General features: G+C 57.3%; 20 protein-coding genes and 1 pseudogene. 8 read left to right on the top strand and 13 right to left on the bottom strand.

Annotated features, from left to right (window positions below):
- Positions 1–20: 20 nt before the first annotated feature.
- Entirely contained in the window at positions 21–1,118 is a 1,098-nt protein-coding gene (gene mtnA / locus CLG94_RS12850; RefSeq protein WP_107564077.1) for an S-methyl-5-thioribose-1-phosphate isomerase, read from the bottom strand.
- A gap of 392 nt (positions 1,119–1,510) precedes the next feature.
- On the opposite strand from mtnA, the gene CLG94_RS12845 reads away from it, so the two are divergent.
- From CLG94_RS12845 to ahbA, 6 genes are all read left to right on the top strand, one after another.
- Positions 1,511–3,148 (top strand): cytochrome D1 domain-containing protein, encoded by a 1,638-nt coding sequence (locus CLG94_RS12845; RefSeq protein ID WP_193450664.1) that lies wholly within the window; start codon positions 1,511–1,513, stop codon positions 3,146–3,148.
- A 294-nt stretch (positions 3,149–3,442) separates the two neighbouring features.
- Positions 3,443–4,657, top strand: a complete 1,215-nt coding sequence (locus CLG94_RS12840) for a radical SAM/SPASM domain-containing protein (protein ID WP_107564076.1) — start codon at positions 3,443–3,445, stop codon at positions 4,655–4,657.
- On the top strand, positions 4,611–5,855 hold the full coding sequence (locus tag CLG94_RS12835; protein WP_107564075.1) for a cytochrome D1 domain-containing protein: 1,245 nt from the start codon (positions 4,611–4,613) through the stop codon (positions 5,853–5,855). The genes CLG94_RS12840 and CLG94_RS12835 overlap by 47 nt, the downstream gene beginning before the upstream one ends.
- 48 nt (positions 5,856–5,903) lie before the next feature.
- Positions 5,904–8,273 (top strand): molybdopterin-dependent oxidoreductase, encoded by a 2,370-nt coding sequence (locus tag CLG94_RS12830; RefSeq protein ID WP_107564074.1) that lies wholly within the window; start codon positions 5,904–5,906, stop codon positions 8,271–8,273.
- 3 nt (positions 8,274–8,276) lie between these two features.
- Entirely contained in the window at positions 8,277–8,612 is a 336-nt protein-coding gene (locus CLG94_RS12825; RefSeq protein ID WP_107564073.1) for a nitrate reductase cytochrome c-type subunit, read from the top strand.
- Positions 8,613–8,699: 87 nt separating this feature from the next.
- Entirely contained in the window at positions 8,700–9,773 is a 1,074-nt protein-coding gene (gene ahbA, locus CLG94_RS12820; RefSeq protein WP_161954186.1) for a siroheme decarboxylase subunit alpha, read from the top strand.
- A 345-nt stretch (positions 9,774–10,118) separates the two neighbouring features.
- On the opposite strand, the gene yajC is transcribed toward ahbA, so the two are convergent.
- The 11 genes from yajC to CLG94_RS12760 form a co-directional block, all read right to left on the bottom strand.
- The gene (yajC, locus tag CLG94_RS12815) at positions 10,119–10,448 is read right to left on the bottom strand and encodes a preprotein translocase subunit YajC (protein WP_239993256.1); all 330 of its coding nucleotides are present in this window, start codon (positions 10,446–10,448) and stop codon (positions 10,119–10,121) included.
- Between the two features lie 28 nt (positions 10,449–10,476).
- A complete protein-coding gene (gene tgt, locus CLG94_RS12810) occupies positions 10,477–11,604 on the bottom strand; it encodes a tRNA guanosine(34) transglycosylase Tgt (protein ID WP_107564071.1) in 1,128 nt (375 codons plus the stop codon).
- Between the two features lie 82 nt (positions 11,605–11,686).
- A complete protein-coding gene (locus CLG94_RS12805; RefSeq protein WP_432264772.1) occupies positions 11,687–12,826 on the bottom strand; it encodes an S-adenosylmethionine:tRNA ribosyltransferase-isomerase in 1,140 nt (379 codons plus the stop codon).
- Positions 12,827–12,860: 34 nt separating this feature from the next.
- On the bottom strand, positions 12,861–13,085 hold the full coding sequence (locus tag CLG94_RS12800) for a DUF2905 domain-containing protein (RefSeq protein WP_107564070.1): 225 nt from the start codon (positions 13,083–13,085) through the stop codon (positions 12,861–12,863).
- 60 nt (positions 13,086–13,145) lie between these two features.
- The gene (ruvB, locus tag CLG94_RS12795) at positions 13,146–14,159 is read right to left on the bottom strand and encodes a Holliday junction branch migration DNA helicase RuvB (RefSeq protein WP_161954189.1); all 1,014 of its coding nucleotides are present in this window, start codon (positions 14,157–14,159) and stop codon (positions 13,146–13,148) included.
- A 38-nt stretch (positions 14,160–14,197) separates the two neighbouring features.
- A complete protein-coding gene (ruvA, locus tag CLG94_RS12790; RefSeq protein WP_107564068.1) occupies positions 14,198–14,824 on the bottom strand; it encodes a Holliday junction branch migration protein RuvA in 627 nt (208 codons plus the stop codon).
- A complete protein-coding gene (ruvC, locus tag CLG94_RS12785; protein ID WP_107564067.1) occupies positions 14,821–15,324 on the bottom strand; it encodes a crossover junction endodeoxyribonuclease RuvC in 504 nt (167 codons plus the stop codon). Before ruvC ends, ruvA begins: the two co-directional genes overlap by 4 nt.
- A 57-nt stretch (positions 15,325–15,381) precedes the next feature.
- Positions 15,382–16,131 (bottom strand): YebC/PmpR family DNA-binding transcriptional regulator, encoded by a 750-nt coding sequence (locus tag CLG94_RS12780; RefSeq protein WP_107564066.1) that lies wholly within the window; start codon positions 16,129–16,131, stop codon positions 15,382–15,384.
- 149 nt (positions 16,132–16,280) lie between these two features.
- The gene (locus CLG94_RS12775) at positions 16,281–16,922 is read right to left on the bottom strand and encodes a hypothetical protein (RefSeq protein WP_107564065.1); all 642 of its coding nucleotides are present in this window, start codon (positions 16,920–16,922) and stop codon (positions 16,281–16,283) included.
- Between the two features lie 437 nt (positions 16,923–17,359).
- On the bottom strand, positions 17,360–18,241 hold the full coding sequence (locus CLG94_RS13830) for a M23 family metallopeptidase (RefSeq protein ID WP_275666235.1): 882 nt from the start codon (positions 18,239–18,241) through the stop codon (positions 17,360–17,362).
- A 100-nt stretch (positions 18,242–18,341) separates the two neighbouring features.
- Positions 18,342–18,773, bottom strand: a complete 432-nt coding sequence (locus tag CLG94_RS12760; RefSeq protein WP_107564063.1) for a hypothetical protein — start codon at positions 18,771–18,773, stop codon at positions 18,342–18,344.
- A gap of 509 nt (positions 18,774–19,282) precedes the next feature.
- On the opposite strand from CLG94_RS12760, the gene CLG94_RS12755 reads away from it, so the two are divergent.
- Positions 19,283–19,663: a DUF6788 family protein gene (locus CLG94_RS12755; RefSeq protein ID WP_107564062.1), complete on the top strand. Its 381-nt coding sequence runs from the start codon at positions 19,283–19,285 to the stop codon at positions 19,661–19,663.
- Positions 19,664–20,118: 455 nt separating this feature from the next.
- Here CLG94_RS12755 and CLG94_RS12750 read toward each other — a convergent pair whose 3' ends face one another.
- Entirely contained in the window at positions 20,119–21,189 is a 1,071-nt protein-coding gene (locus CLG94_RS12750; protein WP_107564061.1) for a hypothetical protein, read from the bottom strand.
- 765 nt (positions 21,190–21,954) lie between these two features.
- Between CLG94_RS12750 and CLG94_RS12740 the strand changes: the two are divergent.
- Positions 21,955–22,414, top strand: a pseudogene (locus CLG94_RS12740) (hypothetical protein); the annotation flags it as partial.

The raw sequence follows: 22,414 nt of genomic DNA, 5'->3' as shown, positions 1-22,414 counted from the left end.
GCGTCTATTGTATGCAACATCTATGGCGTATGTGTGGATTTGACGCTATCACGCAATGACGCTGTAGATGTTACGACGCTCTGGCCGGCCAGAGCGGCCAGGCCCGTATCGTACGGGGGCCGTACCACCCCCCGATCGGTTATGATGGCGGTGATGTACCGGTGAGGCGTCATGTCGAAGACGGGATTGTGCGCCCGGACCCCAACCGGCGCAGTCCTGACGCCCGCCCAACTGGTTACCTCCTCGGGATCGCGCTCCTCGATCGGGATCGCCATGCCGTCGCCAAGCGATAGGTCCAGGGTGGACAGGGGGGCCGCGACATAGAACGGAAGCCCGTGTGCCTGCGCCAGGACAGCCAGGGTGTAGGTCCCGATCTTGTTCGCCACGTCGCCATTGCGGGCGATCCGGTCGGCCCCAACGATGACGAGATCGATCTGCCCACGCTGCATCAGGTGGCCGGTCATATTATCGGTGATGAGCGTGACCGCAATGCCATCCTGTTGCAACTCCCAGGCGGTCAGCCGGGCGCCCTGCAGAAACGGTCGCGTCTCGCCGGCCCACACGGACAGCCGGGTGCCGGCCGCGTGCGCCGCGCGGATGACCCCCAGGGCGGTCCCGTAGCCCGCGGTGGCCAAGGCGCCGGCGTTACAGTGGGTGAGCACGGTGGCGCCATCGGGGATGAGTCCTCGGCCATACGCGCCGATCGCCCGGTTGCCCAGGATGTCCTCCTCCCGGATCTGTTGTGCCTCCCGGATGAGGGCCTGGACGATCTCGGCCACCGGGAGGGCCTTGTGTGCGGCCGCACATCGCTGCATCCGCTCGATCCCCCACGCCAGGTTCACGGCAGTGGGGCGGGTCCTGTGCAGCACCTCGCCCTGGCGCAACAACTCCGCGTAGAATGCCTCAAAACACGTCGCACGAATGGTCTGCGCCGCTAATGCCAGGCCCATCGCGCCGGCCACGCCGATCGCCGGAGCCCCGCGGATCTGCATGGTCCGGATCGCGTGTGCGACGGCCGCCACATCGCGACACTCGACATACACCTCTTCCGCCGGCAACCGACGCTGATCCAGAAGCCGGACGGCGCCCTCTGGTGTCCATTCAATGGTCTGAAACATCTCGTCTCTCCGCGTTCATCCGTATGCGGCCATCCCGAAGTGGGCGTGCCGTCCTGCGAGTACACTACCATTGCCGCCGATGCCGCTTCAACTGAAATGTGCAACACGCCCCGTTGCGCGGTACACGCCAGGCTCGGGTGGCACGACACGGGGGGGCTGAAGAAAACTCTTGACAGGATGGTGCAGGCCGAGCGATAGTGGCAAGCGATATAGCCCCGCATCAAGAGCGCGCGTCGTGCTTGGTAGTGCGGTGAGAGATATAATGAGACACCGAAACGCACTGCTTAGCATTCTAAAGGCCTGGCGGTAGACTCTAGAGCATGATTAATGCCTTATCAGAGAGCGCTAACCATGAAAGTCTCGGGGACATCATTCAACAAAAGGAGAAGTACATGGTGAGGAAGGCGATGTTGGCGGTATTAGCCCTGTTGCTATGGATCGTTCCGGCTCAGGCTCAGCAGGCACCTGCGGCACCGGAGCTTCCGCCGCTTCCACCTCTGGCGGCGGGTGAGCTTGAGACGGCTAAGCGCATCTATTTTGATCGGTGCGCGGGCTGTCACGGGGTCTTAAGAAAAGGCGCGACGGGCGCGAACCTTCTGCCTGCGAAAACCCGTGCCTTAACAACTCCTGTTCTGAAGGCGTTCATCGTGAACGGTACGGGAGGCGGCATGCCGGACTGGGGTCGGCAAGGAACTCTCTCGGACGCCGAAAGCGACCTGATGGCCCGCTACATCCAGCACGACCCGCCCGTACCGCCCGAGCTCGGCATGGCGGAGATGAAGAAAAGTTGGAAGCTGACCGTGCCGGTAGACCAGCGACCCACAAAGCCCGAACATAACCGTGACTGGAAGAACTTTTTCGCCGTGACCCTCCGTGATGCCGGCCAGGTGGCGATAATCGACGGCGACACCAAGGAGATCGTCAACATTGTCAAGACCGGCTATGCGGTACATATCTCGCGCAGTTCCTTTTCAGGGCGCTACATGTACACCATCGGCCGCGATGGCCGAGCGACGATGATCGATCTGTGGATGAAAGTTCCGGATAAGATCGCGGAGGTGAAGCCATGCAGCGATGCGCGCTCCATCGACACGAGCAAGTATAAAGGAAAACTCGGTGACTTCACCGACAAGCTCGCTGTCATTGGCTGCTATTGGCCGCCGCAGATCATCGTGTTGGACGGCCAGACGCTGGAACCATTGAAGGTCGTCAGCAGCCGGAGCAACACCTATGATGCCCAGGAGTACCACCCCGAGCCTCGGGTCGCCTCGATTGTGGCGTCGCACTTCAAGCCCGAGTGGGTTATTAACATCAAGGAGACCGGGCTTGTCTGGCTCTTCGATTACTCGGATCTCAAGAACCTCAAAATGACCCAGATCGAAAGCGAGAAGTTTCTGCACGACGGCGGCTGGGACAGCACCAAACGCTACTTCATGGTAGCGGCTAACATGGCGAACAAGATGGTCGTGATCGACGTCGAGAAAGGAAAACTGGAGGCGATCTTCGAAACCGGAATCAAGCCTCATCCGGGGCGTGGCGCCAACTGGATCGATCCGAAATTCGGTCCGGTCAATGGCACACCGCATCTCGGCGAAGGCAAGGTCACTGTCTACGGAACCGATCCGGCCAAGCACAAGGAGTCTGCTTGGAAAAAGGTGAGGGAGCTCAAGACCCTGGGAGGCGGCGGCCTGTTTATCAAGACGCACCCGAAGAGCAAAAATGTCTGGGTAGACCACGCCCTGAACGGTGACCCGGCAATTCAAAAGCAAGTCTGCGTCTTCGAGAAAGCGAACATGGACAAAGATCCGAAGTGCTGGAAGGTTTCGGACAAAGGGCGCGCGGTCCATTTCGAGTTCAACAAGGCCGGGGACGAGGTATGGATAAGCGTGTGGGGGAAGAAAGACGGTAAGAGCGAGATCGTCGTCTATAATGATAAGACGCTTCAAGAAGTAGCGAGGATCGATGATCCGCGCATTGTAACGCCGACAGGCAAGTTTAACGTCTACAATACGGTGCACGATATTTACTAATCTGGGCTGATGCACGGAGAGCAGGACCTACGGGGCGAGCCCTTCAAGGCTCGCCCCGTAGTCTATTACGTGTTATGATGTTTCCTCCGGGGTAACTACTCAGGTGTTTAGACTGAAGGCTGAAGACTGAAGGTTCTAAATTATCTCGCAAGGCACGAATCGAGCCACTCAAGACCTTTTCGGAGTTTTGTATGATCACGCATGGCTTACCCCTAAAAGCCTTCAGCCTATCTACCTGAGTAGTTACCCTCTGGGTTGATCAACGGTGCGGGCTGAGGCTCTGGATCATCGACGATGCTGAGGATCACGGAACTATTGTGCGGGTCGGATCAGGACCCTGAGACACCCTCGAGGCAGAAAGAGGGGTCGTCTTTAACGCCCTCTGCCCAAAATCCGGTGGTCATCTGGAACATGACGCGGCGCTGTAACCTGCATTGCTTGCACTGCTACAGCCAATCGCAGGACCGCGCCTACGCCGATGAGCTGACGACTGATGAAGGAAAGCGGCTGATTGCTGATCTGGGTCGCTATAGGATTCCGGTGGTCGTCCTTTCCGGCGGAGATCCTTTATATCGGGAAGATCTCTACACGCTCGCTGAGTACGCCCAAGATCTGGGGGTGCGTTGCGCGCTGTCAACGAACGGTACATTGATAGACGCCACGGCGGCGAAGAGACTGCGGCTTGCCGGCATTACCTACGTTGGCGTGAGTCTGGATGGAATCGGGCAAGTACACGATCGCTTTCGCGGAATGCAAGGCTCATTTGCTCTGGCACTACAAGGGCTACGCCTCTCTCGCGATGAAGGGATAAAAGTTGGTATTCGGACCGCTCTTTGCCGCCGGATACTCCCCGATCTTCCGGCGATCTTTGACATGGCAGAGAATGAGAAACTGGACCGCCTCTACTTTTCGCACCTGGTCTATGCGGGACGGGGCGCAGGACTCGTCCATGACGATCTTCTGCCTGAGGAAAAGCAAGGCGCGCTCGATTATCTCATGCAAAGGGCTGTGGATTTTCATCGCCGCGGCGTAAAGATCGAAGTGACCACCGGCAATAACGATGCCGATGGCGTCTACGTCTACTTGAAGATGCGACGGTCCGATCCTGTGCGGGCGCAATCGATTCTCCGTCTCCTGAAACGTCAAGGAGGGAATAGTTCCGGCACCTCGCTGGCAAACATCGATAGCCTCGGAAACGTCCATGCTGATCCTTTTTGGAGCCATTACTCCTTCGGCAATGTCCGCGAGAGGAGTTTTGCGGCGATCTGGGAAGATACCGCCGATCCGGTAATGCGTGTGCTTAAAGATCGCAGCCGCGCCCTCAAGGGCCGCTGCGCTCGCTGTCCGCATCTTGAGCTTTGCGGTGGCAATTCAAGGGTAAGAGCGGAGGCAACGACCGGGGACCAGTGGGCTTCCGATCCGGGCTGCTACCTGAGCGACGAGGAGTTGGGGATCTCATCAGATGGAAAGGAGAACGGTCGTGCCGTCACGCTCACCTCGGTCCACTAAGGCCTTTCTCTTTCTCCTTATTCTCGGCTTGCCATTACTATCGAGTTGCTCTCGGCTTGCTATACAATCGAGCGCCAATGACCCGCGTTGGGGCACGGCGTCGTTGGTGGTCGTCGTCGAGCGACTGGCCGGTAGTGTCCTTGTCATCGACTCCTCCCGCCACGAGCTTCTGGGGCGGATTTCCGGGCTCGGAAACCTCACCCATGCGACGGTGAAATTTTCCCCGGATGCACGCTATGCCTACGTCATCGGTCGCGAGGCCCAGGTATCGAAGATTGACCTCTTGACTCTCAAGCTCGTCAAGCAGGTGAACGCAGGGGGATTGTCCGTCGGCGGCGTCATCAGCCAGGATGGCAAGTACGTGGCGCTCAGCAATTACATTCCCGGCGAGGTGCGCATTCTGGATGCCGGCACGCTAGAGCTGGTGAAGACGATCCCGGCACTGCACACGGATGCGAGCGGAAAGGAGGTTCCGTCACGGGTAGCGGGGTTAGTCGACGCGCCAGGGAATCTGCTTGTGTTTTCCCTGATGGACGCCAACAGTGTATGGGTTGTGGATGCGGGGAAAAAAGAGTTTCCGGTCATCCGCAAGTTCACCGATGTTGGGAAGACACCCTACGACGCTCTGATAAGTCCGGACGGGCGCTACTACCTCGCGGGTTTTTTGGACTCGAACTGGATGGGACTCCTCGACACGTGGAAGCTCGAGCGGGTCGCTCCGATCCTTGCCGAGCAAGGTAAAGGTCCCGAGGTTCCGCTGTGGAAGATTCCACACCTCAAAGGCTGGGCTCTTACTGGAAGGCTGGCTTTTCTTCCTGCGCTCAAGCGTGAGGTTGCCTTGGTGTATTCATCGCTCGACTGGACGCCGCTTACGCCCATACCGATCAGCGGCACCGCGCTGTACACCGTAGTGCGGCCTGACGGACGGCAGGTCTGGGTGGACATTATTGGCAAAAACGGGGACCTGATCGATGTCATTGACGTTGACAGCATGAAGGTTGTCAAGACGCTCAATCCCGGGCCAGGGGCCACACACCCGCAGTTCACGCCCAAGGGAGAGGCTGCATACGTCTCTCTCATGGACGGCGGCAAAGTGGTTGTCTACGATACGGCGACCTTTACGGTGTTGAAGGAGTTCCCGGCGGATCATCCCTCCGGGATCTTTTTTACCAATCGGGCACACAAGTTCGGGATGTGAGAGATTACGGTGCCGGTTTTCGGCTAATCTGGACAACAGAGGTCAACTATGAAACTTTCTCGTAGAGAGCTTTTAAAGACCTTGGCGGGAGCAGGTGCGGCAATCGTCTCCGCCTCTGGCGCAATACTCCCTGGATCTGTGGGTCAAGCGGAGGCTGCCGAGGCGGCGGCAGAGTCCTGGGAGAAGAGCCCCTGTCGCTTCTGTGGCGTCGGATGCGGCGTGCTGGTGGGTCTTCGAAAAGGTAAGGTGGTGGCTGTCAAGGGAGATCCGGAGGTTCCCGTCAATCGTGGCCTCCTCTGCATCAAAGGCTATAGTCTTCCCAAGATTCTCTATGGCCGTGACCGCTATAAGGTGCCGCTGCTTCGCCAGGGCAACAAGTTTGTCGAGATCTCTTGGAGCCAGGCGTTGGATATCATGGCCTCCAAGTTTAAGGGGGCTATCCAAGCGCATGGCCCAGAGTCAGTTGCCGCATACTTCTCTGGTCAAACCACGGTCTTTGAAGGCTACGCCATCAATAAACTGATGAAGGCAGGGATTGGCTCTAACAACCTTGAGGGCAATCCGCGCCTCTGCATGGCCTCGGCCGTGGCCGGTTTCTTCTCGACCTTTGGCATGGATGAGCCCATGGGGTGTTACGACGATATTGAACTCACCGATACCTTTTTTATTTGGGGCTCTAACTTTGCTGAGGCGCATCCGATCCTCTACTCGCGGATGATGGAGCGGAAGCACCAGGATGCGAACGTCAAGATCGTCAGCCTGCAAACCTTTCTGAACCGCAGCAGCGATCAGCCCGCAGATATCGTGGCTATTTTCAAGCCCCACTCAGACCTCGCCCTCGCGAATGCCATGGCGCATGTCATCGTGAAAGAAGGGCTCATAAACGAGGCATTTATTCAGAAGCATGTCACCTTCAAAAAGGGGCTGACAGAGATCGGCTATGGCGTAGAGGATAACTTTGAGTATGGCGGCGCTTCTGAAACCAGTTGGAAAACCTACAAACCTTTTACCGACAAGGCTCAACCGATAAGTTTCGAGGAGTACAAAACATTCCTGGAAACCTACACACCGGAATATGCTGAAAAACTTTCCGGCCTCCCGGCAGATACGATTCGTCAGATTGCCCGGCTCTTGGGCGACCCCAAACGGAAGGCCGTGTCCTGTTGGACGATGGGCTTTAACCAACACGTTCGCGGCACCTGGATCAACAACCTTGTATATAACCTTCACCTCCTGACCGGCAAAATCGCCGAGCCCGGCAACAGTCCCTTATCGCTGACCGGGCAGCCTTCAGCATGCGGGACCACGCGAGAAGCAGGTGTACTCTCCCACACGCTTCCTGGCGGTATGTTTGTCGCGAATCCAGAGCATCGGAAAAAAACAGCGCAAATTTGGAATGTCCCGGTTGAGAAGATTTCACCCAGGCCCGGCTATCACACCATGGAGATGTTTCGCGCCCTGGATCGCGGCGATATTAAGGTCATGTGGATCAACACCACCAACCCCTTTCAGACTCTCCCGCATGTGGGTCGCTATCGCAAGGGTGCGCGAAAGGGAGGCGAGCGGTTTATCGTGGTCTCCGAGGTGTATCCCAGCGAAACCGCTCGGCATGCCGATCTCATCCTTCCATCGGCCATGTGGGTCGAAAAGGAGGGGATGTTTGGTAACACCGAGCGACGCACGCAGCACTGGTTTAAGATGGTAGATCCACCCGGCGAAGCGAAGGACGATCTCTGGCAGATCGTCGAACTAGCTAAGCGTCTTGATATGGGACACCTGTTCGCCTACGGCGAGGAGCCCCTGCAAAAAGCACTCTTTGAGGAGTATCGAAAATTCGGCCTGGGGTCTGGAAAAGATCTTGCGCCCTATGATGTATACGCGAAGGTCCGTGGCGGACTGCGCTGGCCGGTTGTCGAGGGAAAAGAAACGCGGTGGCGCTACAGGGAGGGCTTCGACCCGTACGTCAAGAAAGGCGAGGGCGTCCGTTTTTACGGCCAGCCTGATGGTCGCGCCGTGATCTGGGCACGACCCTATGAGCCACCAGCCGAGCAGCCCGATGAGAAATATCCTTTGTGGCTCACGACAGGTCGCGTCCTTGAGCACTGGCATACAGGGACCATTACAAGGAGAGTTCTTGAGCTTCACCGTGCCGCCCCCTTTGCTCCCGTGTGGATCAACGCCGAGGACGCGGGCGCCTTGGGAATCAAGACCGGGGATCCGGTCCGCGTTCAATCGCGTCGCGGAGAGGTCATCGCCAAGGCCCAGGTGAACGGAAGAAACACGGTTCCGAAAGGCGTGGTCTTTGTACCTTTCTTCGACGAAAATGTCCTCATCAATTTGGTGACGCTTGATGCCTACGATCCTATTTCCAAGCAGCCGGACTTTAAGAAATGCGCGGTTCGGATCGAGAAGGCGTAGAGGATGATCATGAAGCCACTCAAAACAATCTTCTTCTGGATTTTCCTCTTTGGTTTACTGACTACTCTGAGTGGGAGCGCATTCTCCGAGCAGGTTGCTCCCCAACAAGGCAGCAAGAGACTGCCTCGCGCCTATGAAGGCGCCCCGCCTTTGATCCCCCACGATGCGGAAGCGAGGAAAGGAATGTGCCTGGCATGCCACGGAATCGGGATGATCGGGGCTCCAATCACTCCACATCCTACGCGTAATGATTTTTGCCTGCAATGTCATATTGGCCAAGACCTGTCAGTGAAGGCGTTCCCGGCCGTTCCGTCTCAGGAAGAGAAGAGACCAGAGTAAAAGGATCCGAAGCAAGTCGAGGGTATTCCCCTGTCATGATCGCCACCCGAGTGCGCAAGTTCGGGTGACAAAAGGTGAGGGATTCCAGTGGTCGGGATAGACACAATTGACGGTAAATTGTTGGACGCTATACAGGCCGGTATCCCACTTGTGGAGCGCCCTTACCGTGCCCTCGGCGAAGGCCTGGGACTGACCGAAGGCGATGTGCTCGGGCGTGTTGCCCGACTCAAAGCCGAAAGCCTCATCCGGAACATCGGCGCCATCTTCGACACGTCGCGCCTTGGCTATCGGTCATCGCTGGTCGGATTCCGATTGCGTGAGGAGCGTATTGACCAGGCTGCCGTCTGGATTAACGCTCATCCGGGCGTAAGCCACAACTACCTGCGTTCGTGCGTATTCTCCAGCGGCTACACGCCTGAGGCGTGTTTTCCGTATAATGTATGGTTTACCCTCGCGGTTGAGTCTGAAAGCCAACTCGGGCTTGAGGGTAGCGTAGCCGTTTTAGCGCGAGATACAGGCGCTGACGCGGTACGGCTTTTTCCGACGCTCAGAGTCTTCAAGATCGGGGTGCGCCTGGATATGGACGCTGAAGGTACAGGTACGCGCAAGGAAAAGGGCAATTTCTTCGCGGGTAACGGCCACGCTACCGGGTATTGCTTAAATCCTACGGAGCGCCAGATCGTACGAGTTCTGCAACATGATCTGGCGCTCGCAGAGGAGCCGTTTCGCGAGGTCGCCCGGCAGTGCGGACTGGAAGTTGAGGCACTGTTGGCCGGCGCCCAAGAACTTTTACGGCGAAACATCATGCGTCGCTTTGCCGCGATCCTCAACCACCGTAAGGCCGGCTATACCGGGAACGTGATGGTGGCGTGGCCTATACCTGAAGAAAAGATAGAGGTCACAGGACATCAAATGGCGCAGTTTCGCGCGGTGAGCCACTGCTATCAGCGCCCTATCTACCCGGAGTGGCCGTTTACGCTCTTTACGATGGTCCATCAGAAGAGCCGCGAAGCCTGTGAGGAGACGGTAGCGGAGATCAGCCGAGAGACGGGTATCGGCGATTACGCGATGCTGTGGACGACGCGAGAATTCAAAAAAGTTCGGCTTAAATATTTCACCGAAGACTATGCGGCATGGGAGGAGAAAGCCGTAGCCCGTTAGCAGTCAGGTCTGCAACAAGCCGTCTCATGGACGGACGCTGCTCCTACCACCTACCAGTTGAGCTCTTCCAATAGATGCTCGTCTAGGCGGGTGCCTGCCACCCATTGCTTCCTTCGACTGAACGAGCTACGCACCCAAGCTCAGGATCACCAGATCTTGCTTAGCGTCCGGGAGAGCCAGCACCTGAAGTGCACTACCCTGGAGGTGTAGTTCCCCACTTATTACTCAGAGCCTAAAATAGCCTACCCCCTTTAGCAAATGGGGAAGTTGCTGGAGATGTTGTGCAAGAGTGCAATCTATTTTATGCTCCCCGTAATAAAGCATATGAGGACAGGCTTAATCGCTCTAACTCTTCGCCACCTCCGTCGTCGTAGTGACCTTACCGGTGAGGGCGCTTCTGGCGATCTCAATCGTGACATTCTCGGCGATCTTGACCTTGACCCGGTCGTTATCACCAAACTTGACTATTGTACCGTACAATCCTCCAGTGCTTATGATTTCATCGCCGGTCTTCAGGTTTTCGAGCATATCCTTTTGCTCTCGCGACTTCTTCTGCTGGGGGCGAATCATTAAGAAATAAAAGACAACGAATATTGCTATCGGAGTGATGAGGGCCCCGAGCATGCCTGAAGGTGGACCTCCCGGTGTTGCATCCTGCGCAAACGCCATTCCCATTTTCTTACCTCCTCTTGGTTTTCTTCTGTTATGCCACGGTTTCGTCGCGATTCAGCGTACCAGCTTCCTCAAGAAACCTTGTCCGGAATGCGGTAAGGCTCCCATCTTCGATAGCTTGGCGGATCTGCTGCATGAGCGTAAGATAGAAATGAAGGTTGTGAAGCGTGTTCAAGCGCAGCCCAAGGATCTCGCCCGCCATAAAGAGGTGCCGGAGATAGGCGCGGGAGAAGTGCCGGCACGTGTAACAATCACAGGCGGGATCGAGCGGCCTCTCGTCTGACGCATGCGCCGCCCCCTTAATATTGATCCGGCCCTGGCTGGTAAACAGGCTTCCGGTCCTGCCGTGCCGGGTGGGCATCACGCAGTCGAACATATCCACCCCCCGCATAACGCTTTCCACGAGATCCTCCGGCGTTCCGACCCCCATCAGGTAGCGAGGCCGATCGACAGGCAAGAGCGGTGTGGTGTGAGCGACGGTCTCGTACATTACCGCTTTCGGCTCACCGACGGCGAGACCGCCTAACGCATAGCCGTCAAAGCCGATCTTCTGCAGGGCTGTTGCGGCCTGTTCCCGAAGCGCCTTGTCGGTCCCGCCCTGTAAGATGCCGAACAACGCCGGTTGCCCATTGAGATGGGCTACCCGGGACCGTTCTGCCCACTTGAGCGTCAGCCCTAGCGACCGCTGAAGGTAGTCAGTGGTAGAGGGATAGGGGGCGCACTCGTCAAGCGGCATGATGATATCCGCCCCAAGAGATTTTTGGACTTCGATGGCGAGCTCCGGCGAGAGAAAGTGAAGTGATCCGTCAAGATGGGACCGAAAGCTCACCCCCTCTTCCGAGATCTGTCGTAATGGAGCCAGACTGTAGACCTGGAACCCCCCACTGTCGGTGAGGATCGAGCCGGACCACGCCATGAAACGATGCAAACCGCCAAGCTCCTCAATAAGTCGATGGCCTGGACGCAGGTAGAGGTGGTAGGTGTTGCACAGGGCCATCTGTACCCCCTCGGTCTCCAGCTCATGGGGCGTGAGCGCCTTGACCGCGCCTCCAGTCCCGCAGGGCATGAATGCAGGGGTCTCCACCGCGCCGTGGGGCGTCCTCAGCCGCCCCCGCCGTGCGCCTGTTGCAGCATCGATCTTCAGCAACTCGAAGGTCACTATCGCTCCTATGAAGCTGTTAGCACTCAGCGTTCAGCTTTCAGCTAGGTCAGAATCCGCTGATTGCCATCCGGCTACCTTATCATACAATCAACATCGCGTCGCCGTAGGAATAGAAACGGTAGCGTAGGGCGATAGCCTCACAATACGCAGCCAGGACGGCATCCCGGCCTGCGAAGGCTGAGACCAGCATGAAGAGGGTGGAGCGAGGAAGATGAAAGTTGGTGATCAGGGCGTCGATGCACCTATAGCGATAGCCCGGATAGATAAAGAGGTCTGTTGCACCGGCCCCGGACCTCACGTCGCCATCGACTGCGGCGTGCTCAAGTGCCCGGACGGTCGTAGTCCCGACCGCGATCACCCTCCGCCCCTCTCTCTTTGCGGCTTTGACCGCCAGGGCCGTCTGTTCCGGAACAATGTAACGCTCCGACTCCATCTGATGCGCAGAAACCTCCTCCACCCGAATAGGACGAAACGTACCAGGGCCGACATAGAGGGTGATCGGGGCTACGGCGACGCCCTGCCGCGTAAGCGTTTCGATCAGTTCCGGTGTGAAGTGGAGGCCGGCCGTAGGCGCCGCAATGGCCCCTTCATGCTTTGCGTATACCGTTTGGTACCGCTCGCGATCCAAAAGAACAGGGTCTAGGGGATAGGGTATAGGGTATGGAGAAGTCAGATCGTCTTTTGCTGACTGCTGACTGCTGATCGCTGATCGCTGCCTTTTGATGTACGGTGGAACCGGCATCTGGCCGAATTGCCACAGGAGGTCGGCGAGTTTTCCGTCATACGCGAGCTTGAGCAGGTGGCGTCCCTCACCGCGTTTCTCTATCACCTCGGCCGTGATCGTTTCATCTGCCAGGGCAAGGCGGTCGCCGGTCCGAACCTGTCTGGATGGCTTGACCAAAGCCTCCCAGCAGCTTGTTCCGGCACGCTTTAAGTCGGGATCGGCTTCAACTTCACACAGGAGCAATACCTCGATGAGATGTCGCCGCTCGGATCGACCAAAGAGCCTGGCGGGGATCACTTTAGCCTCATTGACGACCAACAGATCTCCTGGAAGGAGGTATTCTGGAAGATCTCGGAAGATTCGATGTTGCAGGACGCCCGTGTTCCGATCAAGGACCAGGAGCCGCGAGCGATCACGCTCTGGAGCGGGCGCCTGGGCAATCAGATCGGGGGGCAGGATGTAGTCAAAGTCGGCTGTCCGCAGAGGATTAGACACGGGATGAGTCAGCTCCTGGCGGCATCGGCGCCGCTCACCGGCGACGAAACAATGAAAAGAGTATGGTCAGGAGGACGCTCAACAGTATTGAGGTGGTAAGGGGGAAATAGAAGGAGAAGTTCTTTCGTTGGATGTAGATATCCCCCGGTAGCCTCCCAATGAAAGGGACCTTTCCGACGAACAGGATGAGTCCCCCTACGACGGCCAGAATGAGGCCGAATAGGATCAACATCCTGGCGAGTGAATCTAGCCCCTGCATTTGCGTCTTTTGCGTCCATTGTGTCGTCGCGTCATACGCTAGATACGCTATAGACGCAATCTACCCGTGCCATAGCTCGCCCTGCGACTCGGCCGGGCGGGGGAGCTTGAAATGATCAAAGGCAAGGGGAGTGACAGTGCGGCCCCTTGGGGTCCTGGCCAGAAACCCTTGCTGGATCAAGAATGGCTCATAGACGTCCTCGATCGTCTCTTTTTCCTCTCCTACAGCGACTGCGATCGTCTCGATTCCCACCGGCCCGCCGGCAAACTTTTCGATGATGGTGTACAGGATCCGCCGATCCATTTCGTCGAACCCGATGGTGTCCACCTCGAGCCGTTCCAGTGCTCCCTGTGCAACCTCACTGGTGATGATACCATCGCCTAATACCTGGGCGAAATCCCTGACGCGCCGCAGCAGGCGATTGGCGACGCGAGGCGTTCCACGGGAGCGTCGCGCGATTTCCCACGCGCCGTCATCAACGATCGATACCCCCAGGATCTTTGCCGACCGCAGGACGATCCTGAAGAGGTTGGTCGCATCGTAAAAGTCCAAGCGCTGGACCACACCAAACCGGTTGTGCAAAGGCGAGGACAGAAGCCCGGCGCGAGTCGTAGCCCCGATCAACGTGAAACGCGGCAGCTTCAGCCGGTAGGTCTGTGCGCTCGGACCCTGACCGATGATCAGGTCCAGCCGGTAATCTTCCATTGCCGGGTATAGGGTCTCTTCGACTAGGGGATTCAGCCGGTGGATCTCGTCAATGAACAGGACATCATGTTCCCTGAGGCTGGAGAGGATTGCCGCCAGGTCTTTCTGCCGTTCGATCACTGGACCGGAGGTGACCCGGATGCTCACCCCCATCTCCGAGGCAATGAGAAAGGCGAGGGATGTCTTGCCAAGCCCCGGCGGGCCGTAGAAGAGCAGATGGTCCAGAGGCTCTCTTCGCGCCTTGGCCCCCTGTACGAAGACCTGGAGGTTCGCCTTGACCTTTTCCTGGCCAATGTAGTCATCCCAGGCTTTTGGGCGCAGGCTTAGCTCGAGATCCTGATCCTCGTCCTGGAGCTGCCGGTTCGCCACCCGTTCTGGTCCGCTTTCCTTCTTCTGTTTTTCCGATGTCATAACCGTTTCCCTGTCCTCTCGGAGAGGGTTTTCAGCGCATGCTTGACGAACTGTTCAAAGTCCGCCTCATCGCCGACGGCCTGATGCGCTGCCTCTGCCGCCGCCGAGGCTTCTTTGCGGCTGCAGCCTAAGTTCAGCAGCGCAGAGACGACATCTTCGATCGTGCGATCTCGTTCCGGGCTCGGCTGGTGGCCAACCACGGCTCGACTCGCACAAGGAACCTCCAGGACCTTATCCTTCAGTTCCAAGATGATCCGCTCGGCCGTTTTCCGACCCACCCCTGGAATCGCCTTGAGCCTTGCGATATCGCCCTCTAGAATGGCCGGGATAAACTCTTCTACCGAGATTCCTGACAGGATGTTGGATGCGAGGCGAGGCCCGATCCCGGAGACTCCCGTCAGCAACTCGAACATCATCTTTTCCTCGAGAGCATGAAACCCGTAAAGCTGGATGGCATCCTCGCGGACATGCGTGTAGATGCGAAGGCGTACCTCCTGTTGGATCTCCGGGAGCTGATAGAACGTCGAAAGGGGGATAAAGACCTGGTAACCGACCCCGTTTACATCGATAACGATATGCCCTGGATCCTTGGATGTCAACAGTCCGCGGAGCGCTGCGATCACCGTCCTCTACCTCTCGACAGGTGCAGGAGCCGGGCCGAATGGTGGTGACAAATGGCCACGGCCAGCGCATCGGCAGCGTCGGTCGAACGCAGCGGCTCTTTAAGACCAAGGAGCGATCCGACCATCTGCTGGACCTGACCTTTACCAGCAGCGCCATACCCGGTCACAGCGCTTTTCACCTGCAGCGGGGTATACTCCGCGATGCTAAGGCCACCTTGTGCGGCAGCCAGAAGGGCGACCCCTCTCGCCTGGCCTAGCTTAAACGCGCTTTGTACATTTTTCGCGAAGATAAGGCTTTCGATCGCTGCGCACTCCGGCTGATAACAACGGATTAGCTCGGTCAGGCGGCTGAAGATCTGTTGCAGGCGGACAGGGAATGGGTCTCTAGGCGTGGTGCGGACGCTACCGTAATCGACGGCTCGCAATACACCGTCATCACTGCGAGCCACTATTCCGTAGCCGGTGGCGCTGGCCCCTGGATCAACCCCTAAGACCAGCACAGCAGTTCCATCGGGATCATCTGGCGACCCGATGGTTCGACAGAGCTCACCACAGGCCTAGCCGGTCACTGCCGCCATGATCTCTTCGGGGATATCGAAGTTCGCGTACACATTCTGGACATCGTCGTGATCTTCAAGCGCCTCCATCAACTGTAGCATGTGCTGCGCCTGCTTCCCTTCCAGCTTGACGGTGGTCTGCGGAAGCATAGTCACTTCTCCATCGGCGATCTCGATCTTTTCCTTCGCCAGAGACTCTTTGACCCGATCGAGGTCTTTGGGCGCGGTGATAATCTCGAAGGTATCGTCTGACCGGAGAACATCCTCGGCGCCTGCCTCCAGCGCAACGCTAAGCAGCCGATCCTCATCAACCGTGGCCGCTTCCACTTGAATCAGCCCCTTTTTTTCAAACAGCCACGCGACGCATCCTGATTCACCCAGGTTTCCCCCGTACTTGGAAAATGCCTTGCGGAACTCCGGGGCGGTCCTATTTTTGTTGTCGGTCAACACCTCAAGCAGGACGGCGACGCCTCCCGGCCCGTACCCTTCGTAGACATACTCCTCGTAGGATACACCGGGGAGCTCACCCGTACCCTTCATGATGGCTCGCTGGATGTTGTCCTGGGGCATATTGACAGCCTTGGCCCTCTCGATCGCCAATCGAAGACGAGGATTCCCGATCGGGTCGCCGCCACCCACCCTGGCGGCCACCGTGACCTCCCTGATCAGCTTGGTAAACGCACGGCCGCGAATGGCATCTATCTTAGCCTTCTTGTGTTTGATGCCCGACCACTTAGAATGTCCAGACATAGCCTCGCCTCCTTGCCACGAAGCGAAAATAACACAATAACTCGAAGATTGTAAAGAGGAATTGAGGTCTGGAAAAGGCACAAGGGGGCCGGTTTGTTACCCGACCCCCTTGCCACGCCTAGTAGTGGGAGCTTCAGAGAATCGGATGTTCAATCCAGATCGAAAGTGCCCTGCAGGAAATCAGTTCGAGTGCCGCCTGTAATAAGCGTGGCTGTTACCAGATCGCCAGCCCGGGCATCAGGAACACCCAACTCGGCGGTAGTTGCCAGATTTATGTGGCACACACCCTTCTTCGCTTGCACAGCCCCTTTCTTTATCCGAACATCCACCTTGTACTCTGCCTGGACCTCATCATCGTCATCCTCTTCCTCGATCTCATCGAAGGCAAGACGGCACTCGGCGAAGTCGGTGAAGGAACCGGGACCATCAGCGTGGCTCAAGATCAGGCGGATGTCAGCCCCCTCCGCCGCATCCTCGTCCACGATCCCCAAAGCAGATGCAGGATCGACCGGAATCTTGACCTTTCCTTTAAACTCATCCTTCTTGATTACCCCCTTATGGGTCTCTTTCTTGTGCTCCGCCTTCCCTTCGGCGTCGGACTCAGGCGGCGTGCCGCTCGGGGCACACGGAGAGGTAGCTGCAGCGACTGCGCCGCAAGGCTCTAGCTCTGCTTCAACCTCTACCTTGATTTTCGAACCGCCTTTCTTGGCATGGCTCACACCAGCCGACAGAAAGACTGATACAGCAAGACAAATGGTGGTGGCTAGAAGCCCTCTTCGCAACACTCGCATAGCTTCACTCCTCCAGGTAGAGGTTAAAGGGAACGAACCACTCGGACAGCCGTTCGCAGCAAACTACGTGCAAGTTCATTGCCAATCGGCGGCCCCCCCAGATCAGCCTCACGCCGTCCCCGTAATTGTCGAAACTTAGAGGCGAGGAAAAGGATTTGATGGACTGGTCAGTCCAGGCGAACGGCGACAAGAGAGGCCCAAACAGTGACAGCACACGCTTTCTTAGACGGTCTCCACTCTTCGGGCTCCCGGGTCGGTTGTCGGGTACTGTAGAAGCACTGTCGCTGGTTAGAACCCTGGGGGCAGTAAGGTAGTCCATGAACCTGTGAGGAGGAGGTAGGAACTTTTTACACAGAATCGATTAAGGATGTATCGATTTTTCCCGCCTCCAGCGCCTATTTCGTGCTGGAGAGCTTTGACGGGGAGAATAATCGCGGTCATAGCCCTCGCAGCGCTTCAATAAACTGTAGTGGATCGACCACTGCCCCGCCGATCTTGAGCGCAAGGTGCAAGTGGGGCGCGTTACTGTTCCCGGTGCTCCCGACTCGTCCGATGACGTCTCCTTTCTTGACCTCATCCCCAATCTTCACGAGAAACGACGACTGATGCAGGTACGAAGAAAAGATCCCCAGGCCATGATCGATCACCGTGATATTGCCTTCCAACAGATAATCATGGCCGAGGTGCGCGACCTTCCCGGTGGCAATCGCTCGTATCGGAAAGCCCTTGGGGGCCTGAAAATCGGTTCCCCGGTGAAACCGAAACCAGTCTTGGGCTGGATTCATCCGGATCTGGCCAAAGGGGGTTGTGATCAATCCGGTATGATCGGTTTTTTCAATCGGATAGATCGTCCCATCCTGCCAAAGGGGCTGAGACGAGGAGGTACGAAGGGCCTCAGCCATTGCCTGTTTCTCGCTGGCGATCCTTTCTAGCTCAGGTTTGGTAAAGACGTGTGCATTCCAGCTCGGGCTGATGCTCTTCTCGAATTCCCCTTGTTTCACGATGAGTGCTTTCGCGGATAACGCTCGTTTGGTTGCCGCCTCATACACCGTCATCTGGTATTCACCGGGTTGCTGGTACAAGTCCACCGCGACAATTCCGTACAGCGCACCCCCCTTGCTGAACATCGGGATGGCGGAGGGCACGCCGCCCGTGTCTATGACACCCTGAAGGTCTGAAACCTTCGCGTCGTCGGCAAGCTTCACTATCCTCACGTCTCCTTGACGGAGCGTCAGCGCATCCATGGGCTCCGCTTGAGCCACCGAATCGAGGGTCATGCAAACAAGCAGGACTACGGCAAGAGCGGTCAACCGTTTCATGAGTATCCTGTTCGACTTCCCCCCTTTTCAAAAGGGGGGTTAGGGGGGATTTTATGGCCTTGAGCTATCGAATATGTCGAAAGACTTGTGGAACACCGCGCTACACACAAGGCCCCATCTCCAGATGCTGCGGAGGAGTGGACGGGAGCTTCCAGATAATCTCAGGGTGATGGGTGGTCACGTGCATCTCGTTGGCCAGCTCAATACCCTGCAGGTAGCACCCTTCGAACTCGGTGAAGTTCTTGGCTTCTATGGACTGCGCAAGCGGGTCGAAGATTGCCTTGGCATAACGCTCAAGCATCCCTTTGTACTTCGGCCGCGTGGTGTTGGACTTCTTGAACAGGCTTCGCAGACCATTGAGCTGGTATGCGGCCAGCGCCCAATTACCGCCTTTAGCGGCATAGTAGCAAATCCAGTAGCGTTCGCTCATGAGCGGCATCAACTGACCTAACCCAGGTTGCAGTTCGGCAATCTGGTCAAGCGTCAACTCCCCATGTTTCGTGCGTCCGACAATTGGTTTCTCGTCTGCCACGGCAACCTCCTGTGCTATGCCCAATGAGCACTGCCACCCCCACGTGCCGCCATAAGACCTCCCAATATTCCACTCCCTTAGCATCTTATACGTTTTGCCATGTTCTTCAAGGCCAAATATGCGAGAGGGCATGAACTTGACGCCCTCACCACCCTATGATAAGTCAGACGCACCAAGGGACATTGAGGAATGTCAGGACTGAGACTCTTCGGACCTTCTCAGCCAAGGAGATGGACAAGCTTTTGAAGGGCCTGCCATAAGAGGGAAGCGATCCGGGGATTACCCTGACCTTCGGAGAGGTCTGGGAACGATATGCCACTTTCTCCTATGGTTACAACGTCAAGACCTCGATGCCCCAGGACCTGGAGGCAGGGAACCCACCCATGGTCTGAGTGATCTCTCAGTTTCATGCTGAAGGGTGTAAGACAAATTTATCGGTAAACTTGACTTTCCCTTTTATTTGGCCTCCTAATCTGATTGTTATCATAGCAATCAGATAAGGAGGCCTTATGGCAACACCACTTGAACAACTGGAAGAGCGCCGCGACAAGATCTACCTGCAGATGTCGGCTGTCGGCGACTTTCGTCCTGGGATGATTTCGGTCAACTTTCGCAGGTGCGGGAAAAAGAACTGCGCCTGCTTCCAACCGGATCACCCGGGACACGGGCCCCAGTATCTTTGGAATACGACCCAAAAGGGGGTGAGTCGGGCTCAAAATCTTCGGATGGGGCCGGAACTGGAGAAGACCGAAAAGGAGGTTGCAAACTATAGAAAGTTTGCGCAACTGTATCAAGAGGCCATTGAAGTAAACGAGAAGATTTGTCTTCTCAGGCCGGTTTCTGAGATAGACGATGAACATGAGCTGCAGAAGTTTAAAAAAATTGAATAGGAAGTTCTTCAAGAAGCCCGTAAAGAAATCAATTTCTTTATGACCCGTGTTTTTCTGGCCGTCCGGGCCAGGAAGCAGCGCTCGAAGAGGTGCGCCTCAACACGGCGATCGCGCAGGTCCCCCTAATCACCTTCCCGATTCCAGCCAAAAAATCCTTTTGCCCTGTCTCCTCTGCCTTGCCGGCCCCTGTCCTACTCCACCCAGCCTCGCTTCGCCGCCGCGCACGCCGGCACCGAGTCAGGCGCTGCTCACGGACGCCGAGATCGTACAGACGCCCCACGGCCTCCGGGAAGCGCGTGGCAGTACTTCCATTGCGAGCGGCCCCCTGCGGGCTCGCAGCCTCAACAAGATGCCTAAAAACGCGTCTGGGCCCATAGGCTGCTCAAACCCGCCGGAGGGGGCAGGAAGTTCCAAATGCAAGGCGGCGAACGATGGGGGCCTTTTTCGGCAGCCTGTCAAAAGAAGTATCCTACCCTGAACTCCACTGCCTGCTTATACAAGGGCAGATTCTTCTCGATGGCCACATTGTATTCGACGGACATGACGATCCGCCGGGTCACCATCGTGCCCACCTCCACGTTGAACGGGATGTGCCAGTCAGCGCTCTGCCAGTCGTACCGCATTTCGGGTGAGAAGGTCAAGAACCACTCGCACGGCAAATCAAAATTCAGGAACGGCTGCACGATGGTCTGGTTGATGGAGGGACGGCTGGCCTGTGCCTGCCCCACGTCCACGGCGTGGCGTACGATGAGCGCCGTCCAGGCCCTCGGAATCCAGCCACCCAAATCGTACTTGACGGCCGCCGAAGGAACGAGCTGGAACTTGCCCGTGCCCATCTGGGCCTTGGGGGCCGTGGGGAAGATCACCTGGGTGCCGAGGGCGGCGGTCCACTTGCCGGCCGTCGGCGTGATCAAGAAGCCCTGGAGTAGGGTGTCCGACAGTCCGAACTGCCGCACGCCCCGCGGGTTGTCGAGGCTCGGCGTGTCGTCCCACGACAGAGGCAGATCGCCGCGCAGGCCCAGCACCCAGCCGCCCCCAAGCGGCACCATCCAGTCGGCCCGCAGGGTCAGAACCTGCACCGAATCGCCGTCCACTGCCCTATGGTCAGACTCATGGTACTTGAACCGCACGTCCACTCGGGTGACGGGCCGGGTGGGATCCTGCCCCGTGTTCACTTCTTCGCCCGTGGGGACGCCCCTGGCCCGCTCAGCGGTCAATGCCGGCTGCGTCGGCAGCGCGTCCGCCCCAAGCGAAGTCGAGAAGTCAGCGGCATGGGCCACGGTCGTTCCGAGAGCCAGCGCGCCAATGAGCGCGACGGCCACCGCCCGGCTCCAAATCTTATGTCGCAGCTCCTCGGACCGGGCGAGTTCCGCTCTGGCCGCGTCCAGATCCGGCAGCTTACTATAGACCGCCAGCCGCGAGTCCATGTAGTTACGAAACAACACGCGCAGGGCATGTTGGACGCTTGGGGACAGTAAATCGCCTGACTTTTCCCTCACAAACGTCCACTGCTCCACCACGCTCATCCACGTGTCTCTCAGGCCCCTTCTGCATGCGGGATCGCTGCCAACGCTCCTGACGGCTCACCCTAAAACGGATAGGACTGAAGTAAGAACCTTGTGGGTCGCTTGAGGAGCGGAGATGCAGGGGGTGCGCGATCACATTCCCTTTCACCCCCAAGGTGCGGCCCATGATACGACGTAACTACAAGGTGTTTAGGCTGAAGGCTGAAGGTTCTAAATTATCTCGCAAGGCACGAATCGAGCCATTCAAGACCTTTTCTAAGTTTTCTTTGATCACGCATGACTTACCCCTAAAAGCCTTCAGCCTTCAGCCTATCTACCTTGTAGTTACGATACGACAAACGGTGCTGTCCTTCAAGCTCGAACGGACGGACTAAACCCTGACCGCGTGGCTTTTGCTTTCCTTCAGGCCTTCCGACGCGGCCCCGTATATATTCCGGCACTCCCGCATGAGCATGCCTGGCTGACAAGATCATATAGTGGTTATCTGTCCCGAAAAGGCGAAGGTGGCGTCAATAACGTCTTTTCTGCTCTCTGGCCTTGACGCGACTTGCCGCCCTTGGTAGAGTTCGTGCGTGAGAAAGGGGGAAATCCTACTGGAACTGCCTGCCAAGCTGGCGCATTTCGGTGAGCGTCAGATGAGCTTCCAGGCCGAGTGAGCGTAAGAGTAAATGCAACAGGCTCAAGCGGATGAAGGGCCCCAGGAAGTCGATCTGGAGTCCAGGGGTAAACGAACGCAAGGTCGTGGACAAGAAGGAGAGACAAATAATGGACGCCGAATATCGTCGCCTGGAGGAGACTCGCAGCAAGACGGCGCAGTGGAAGAAGTGGGGGCCGTATCTCTCGGAGCGCCAATGGGGGACAGTGCGCGAGGATTACAGCGAGAACGGCGATGCCTGGAATTTCTTCACCCACGATCATGCCCGCTCGCGCGCCTACCGCTGGGGAGAGGATGGTCTGGCCGGCATCTCCGATGACAAGCAGCGCCTCTGCTTCGCACTCACCCTGTGGAACGGGAAGGACCCCATTCTCAAGGAACGGCTCTTCGGGCTGACCAACAGCGAAGGCAATCACGGCGAGGACGTGAAGGAATATTATTTCGGCTCTTCGCGTAATCGAGTGGGTGAATTTAACATGAAATCCTCTGTAAGCCTTGTGGCATCTGGTAAAATCCGGTCTGCACCCCTTGCAGAAAACGGGAGGATTTCTCAATGGCTATTTCAACCAA

It is taken from the genome of Candidatus Methylomirabilis limnetica, assembly GCF_003044035.1.
Lineage (GTDB): Bacteria > Methylomirabilota > Methylomirabilia > Methylomirabilales > Methylomirabilaceae > Methylomirabilis > Methylomirabilis limnetica.
The sequence above is the reverse complement of the archived record's forward strand: the minus strand, read 5'-3'. Positions and strand labels throughout refer to the sequence as shown.

What these genes read in the sequence shown, in the direction of transcription:
- mtnA (WP_107564077.1), bottom strand. Translation starts at nt 1,118, where the DNA reads ATGTTTCAGACCATTGAATGGACACCAGAGGGCGCCGTCCGGCTTCTG.
- CLG94_RS12845 (WP_193450664.1), top strand. Translation starts at nt 1,511, where the DNA reads ATGGTGAGGAAGGCGATGTTGGCGGTATTAGCCCTGTTGCTATGGATC.
- CLG94_RS12840 (WP_107564076.1), top strand. Translation starts at nt 3,443, where the DNA reads ATGCTGAGGATCACGGAACTATTGTGCGGGTCGGATCAGGACCCTGAG.
- CLG94_RS12835 (WP_107564075.1), top strand. Translation starts at nt 4,611, where the DNA reads ATGGAAAGGAGAACGGTCGTGCCGTCACGCTCACCTCGGTCCACTAAG.
- CLG94_RS12830 (WP_107564074.1), top strand. Translation starts at nt 5,904, where the DNA reads ATGAAACTTTCTCGTAGAGAGCTTTTAAAGACCTTGGCGGGAGCAGGT.
- CLG94_RS12825 (WP_107564073.1), top strand. Translation starts at nt 8,277, where the DNA reads ATGATCATGAAGCCACTCAAAACAATCTTCTTCTGGATTTTCCTCTTT.
- yajC (WP_239993256.1), bottom strand. Translation starts at nt 10,448, where the DNA reads ATGGGAATGGCGTTTGCGCAGGATGCAACACCGGGAGGTCCACCTTCA.
- CLG94_RS12800 (WP_107564070.1), bottom strand. Translation starts at nt 13,085, where the DNA reads ATGCAGGGGCTAGATTCACTCGCCAGGATGTTGATCCTATTCGGCCTC.
- CLG94_RS12780 (WP_107564066.1), bottom strand. Translation starts at nt 16,131, where the DNA reads ATGTCTGGACATTCTAAGTGGTCGGGCATCAAACACAAGAAGGCTAAG.
- CLG94_RS12775 (WP_107564065.1), bottom strand. Translation starts at nt 16,922, where the DNA reads ATGCGAGTGTTGCGAAGAGGGCTTCTAGCCACCACCATTTGTCTTGCT.
- CLG94_RS13830 (WP_275666235.1), bottom strand. Translation starts at nt 18,241, where the DNA reads ATGAAACGGTTGACCGCTCTTGCCGTAGTCCTGCTTGTTTGCATGACC.
- CLG94_RS12755 (WP_107564062.1), top strand. Translation starts at nt 19,283, where the DNA reads ATGGCAACACCACTTGAACAACTGGAAGAGCGCCGCGACAAGATCTAC.
- CLG94_RS12750 (WP_107564061.1), bottom strand. Translation starts at nt 21,189, where the DNA reads ATGAGCGTGGTGGAGCAGTGGACGTTTGTGAGGGAAAAGTCAGGCGAT.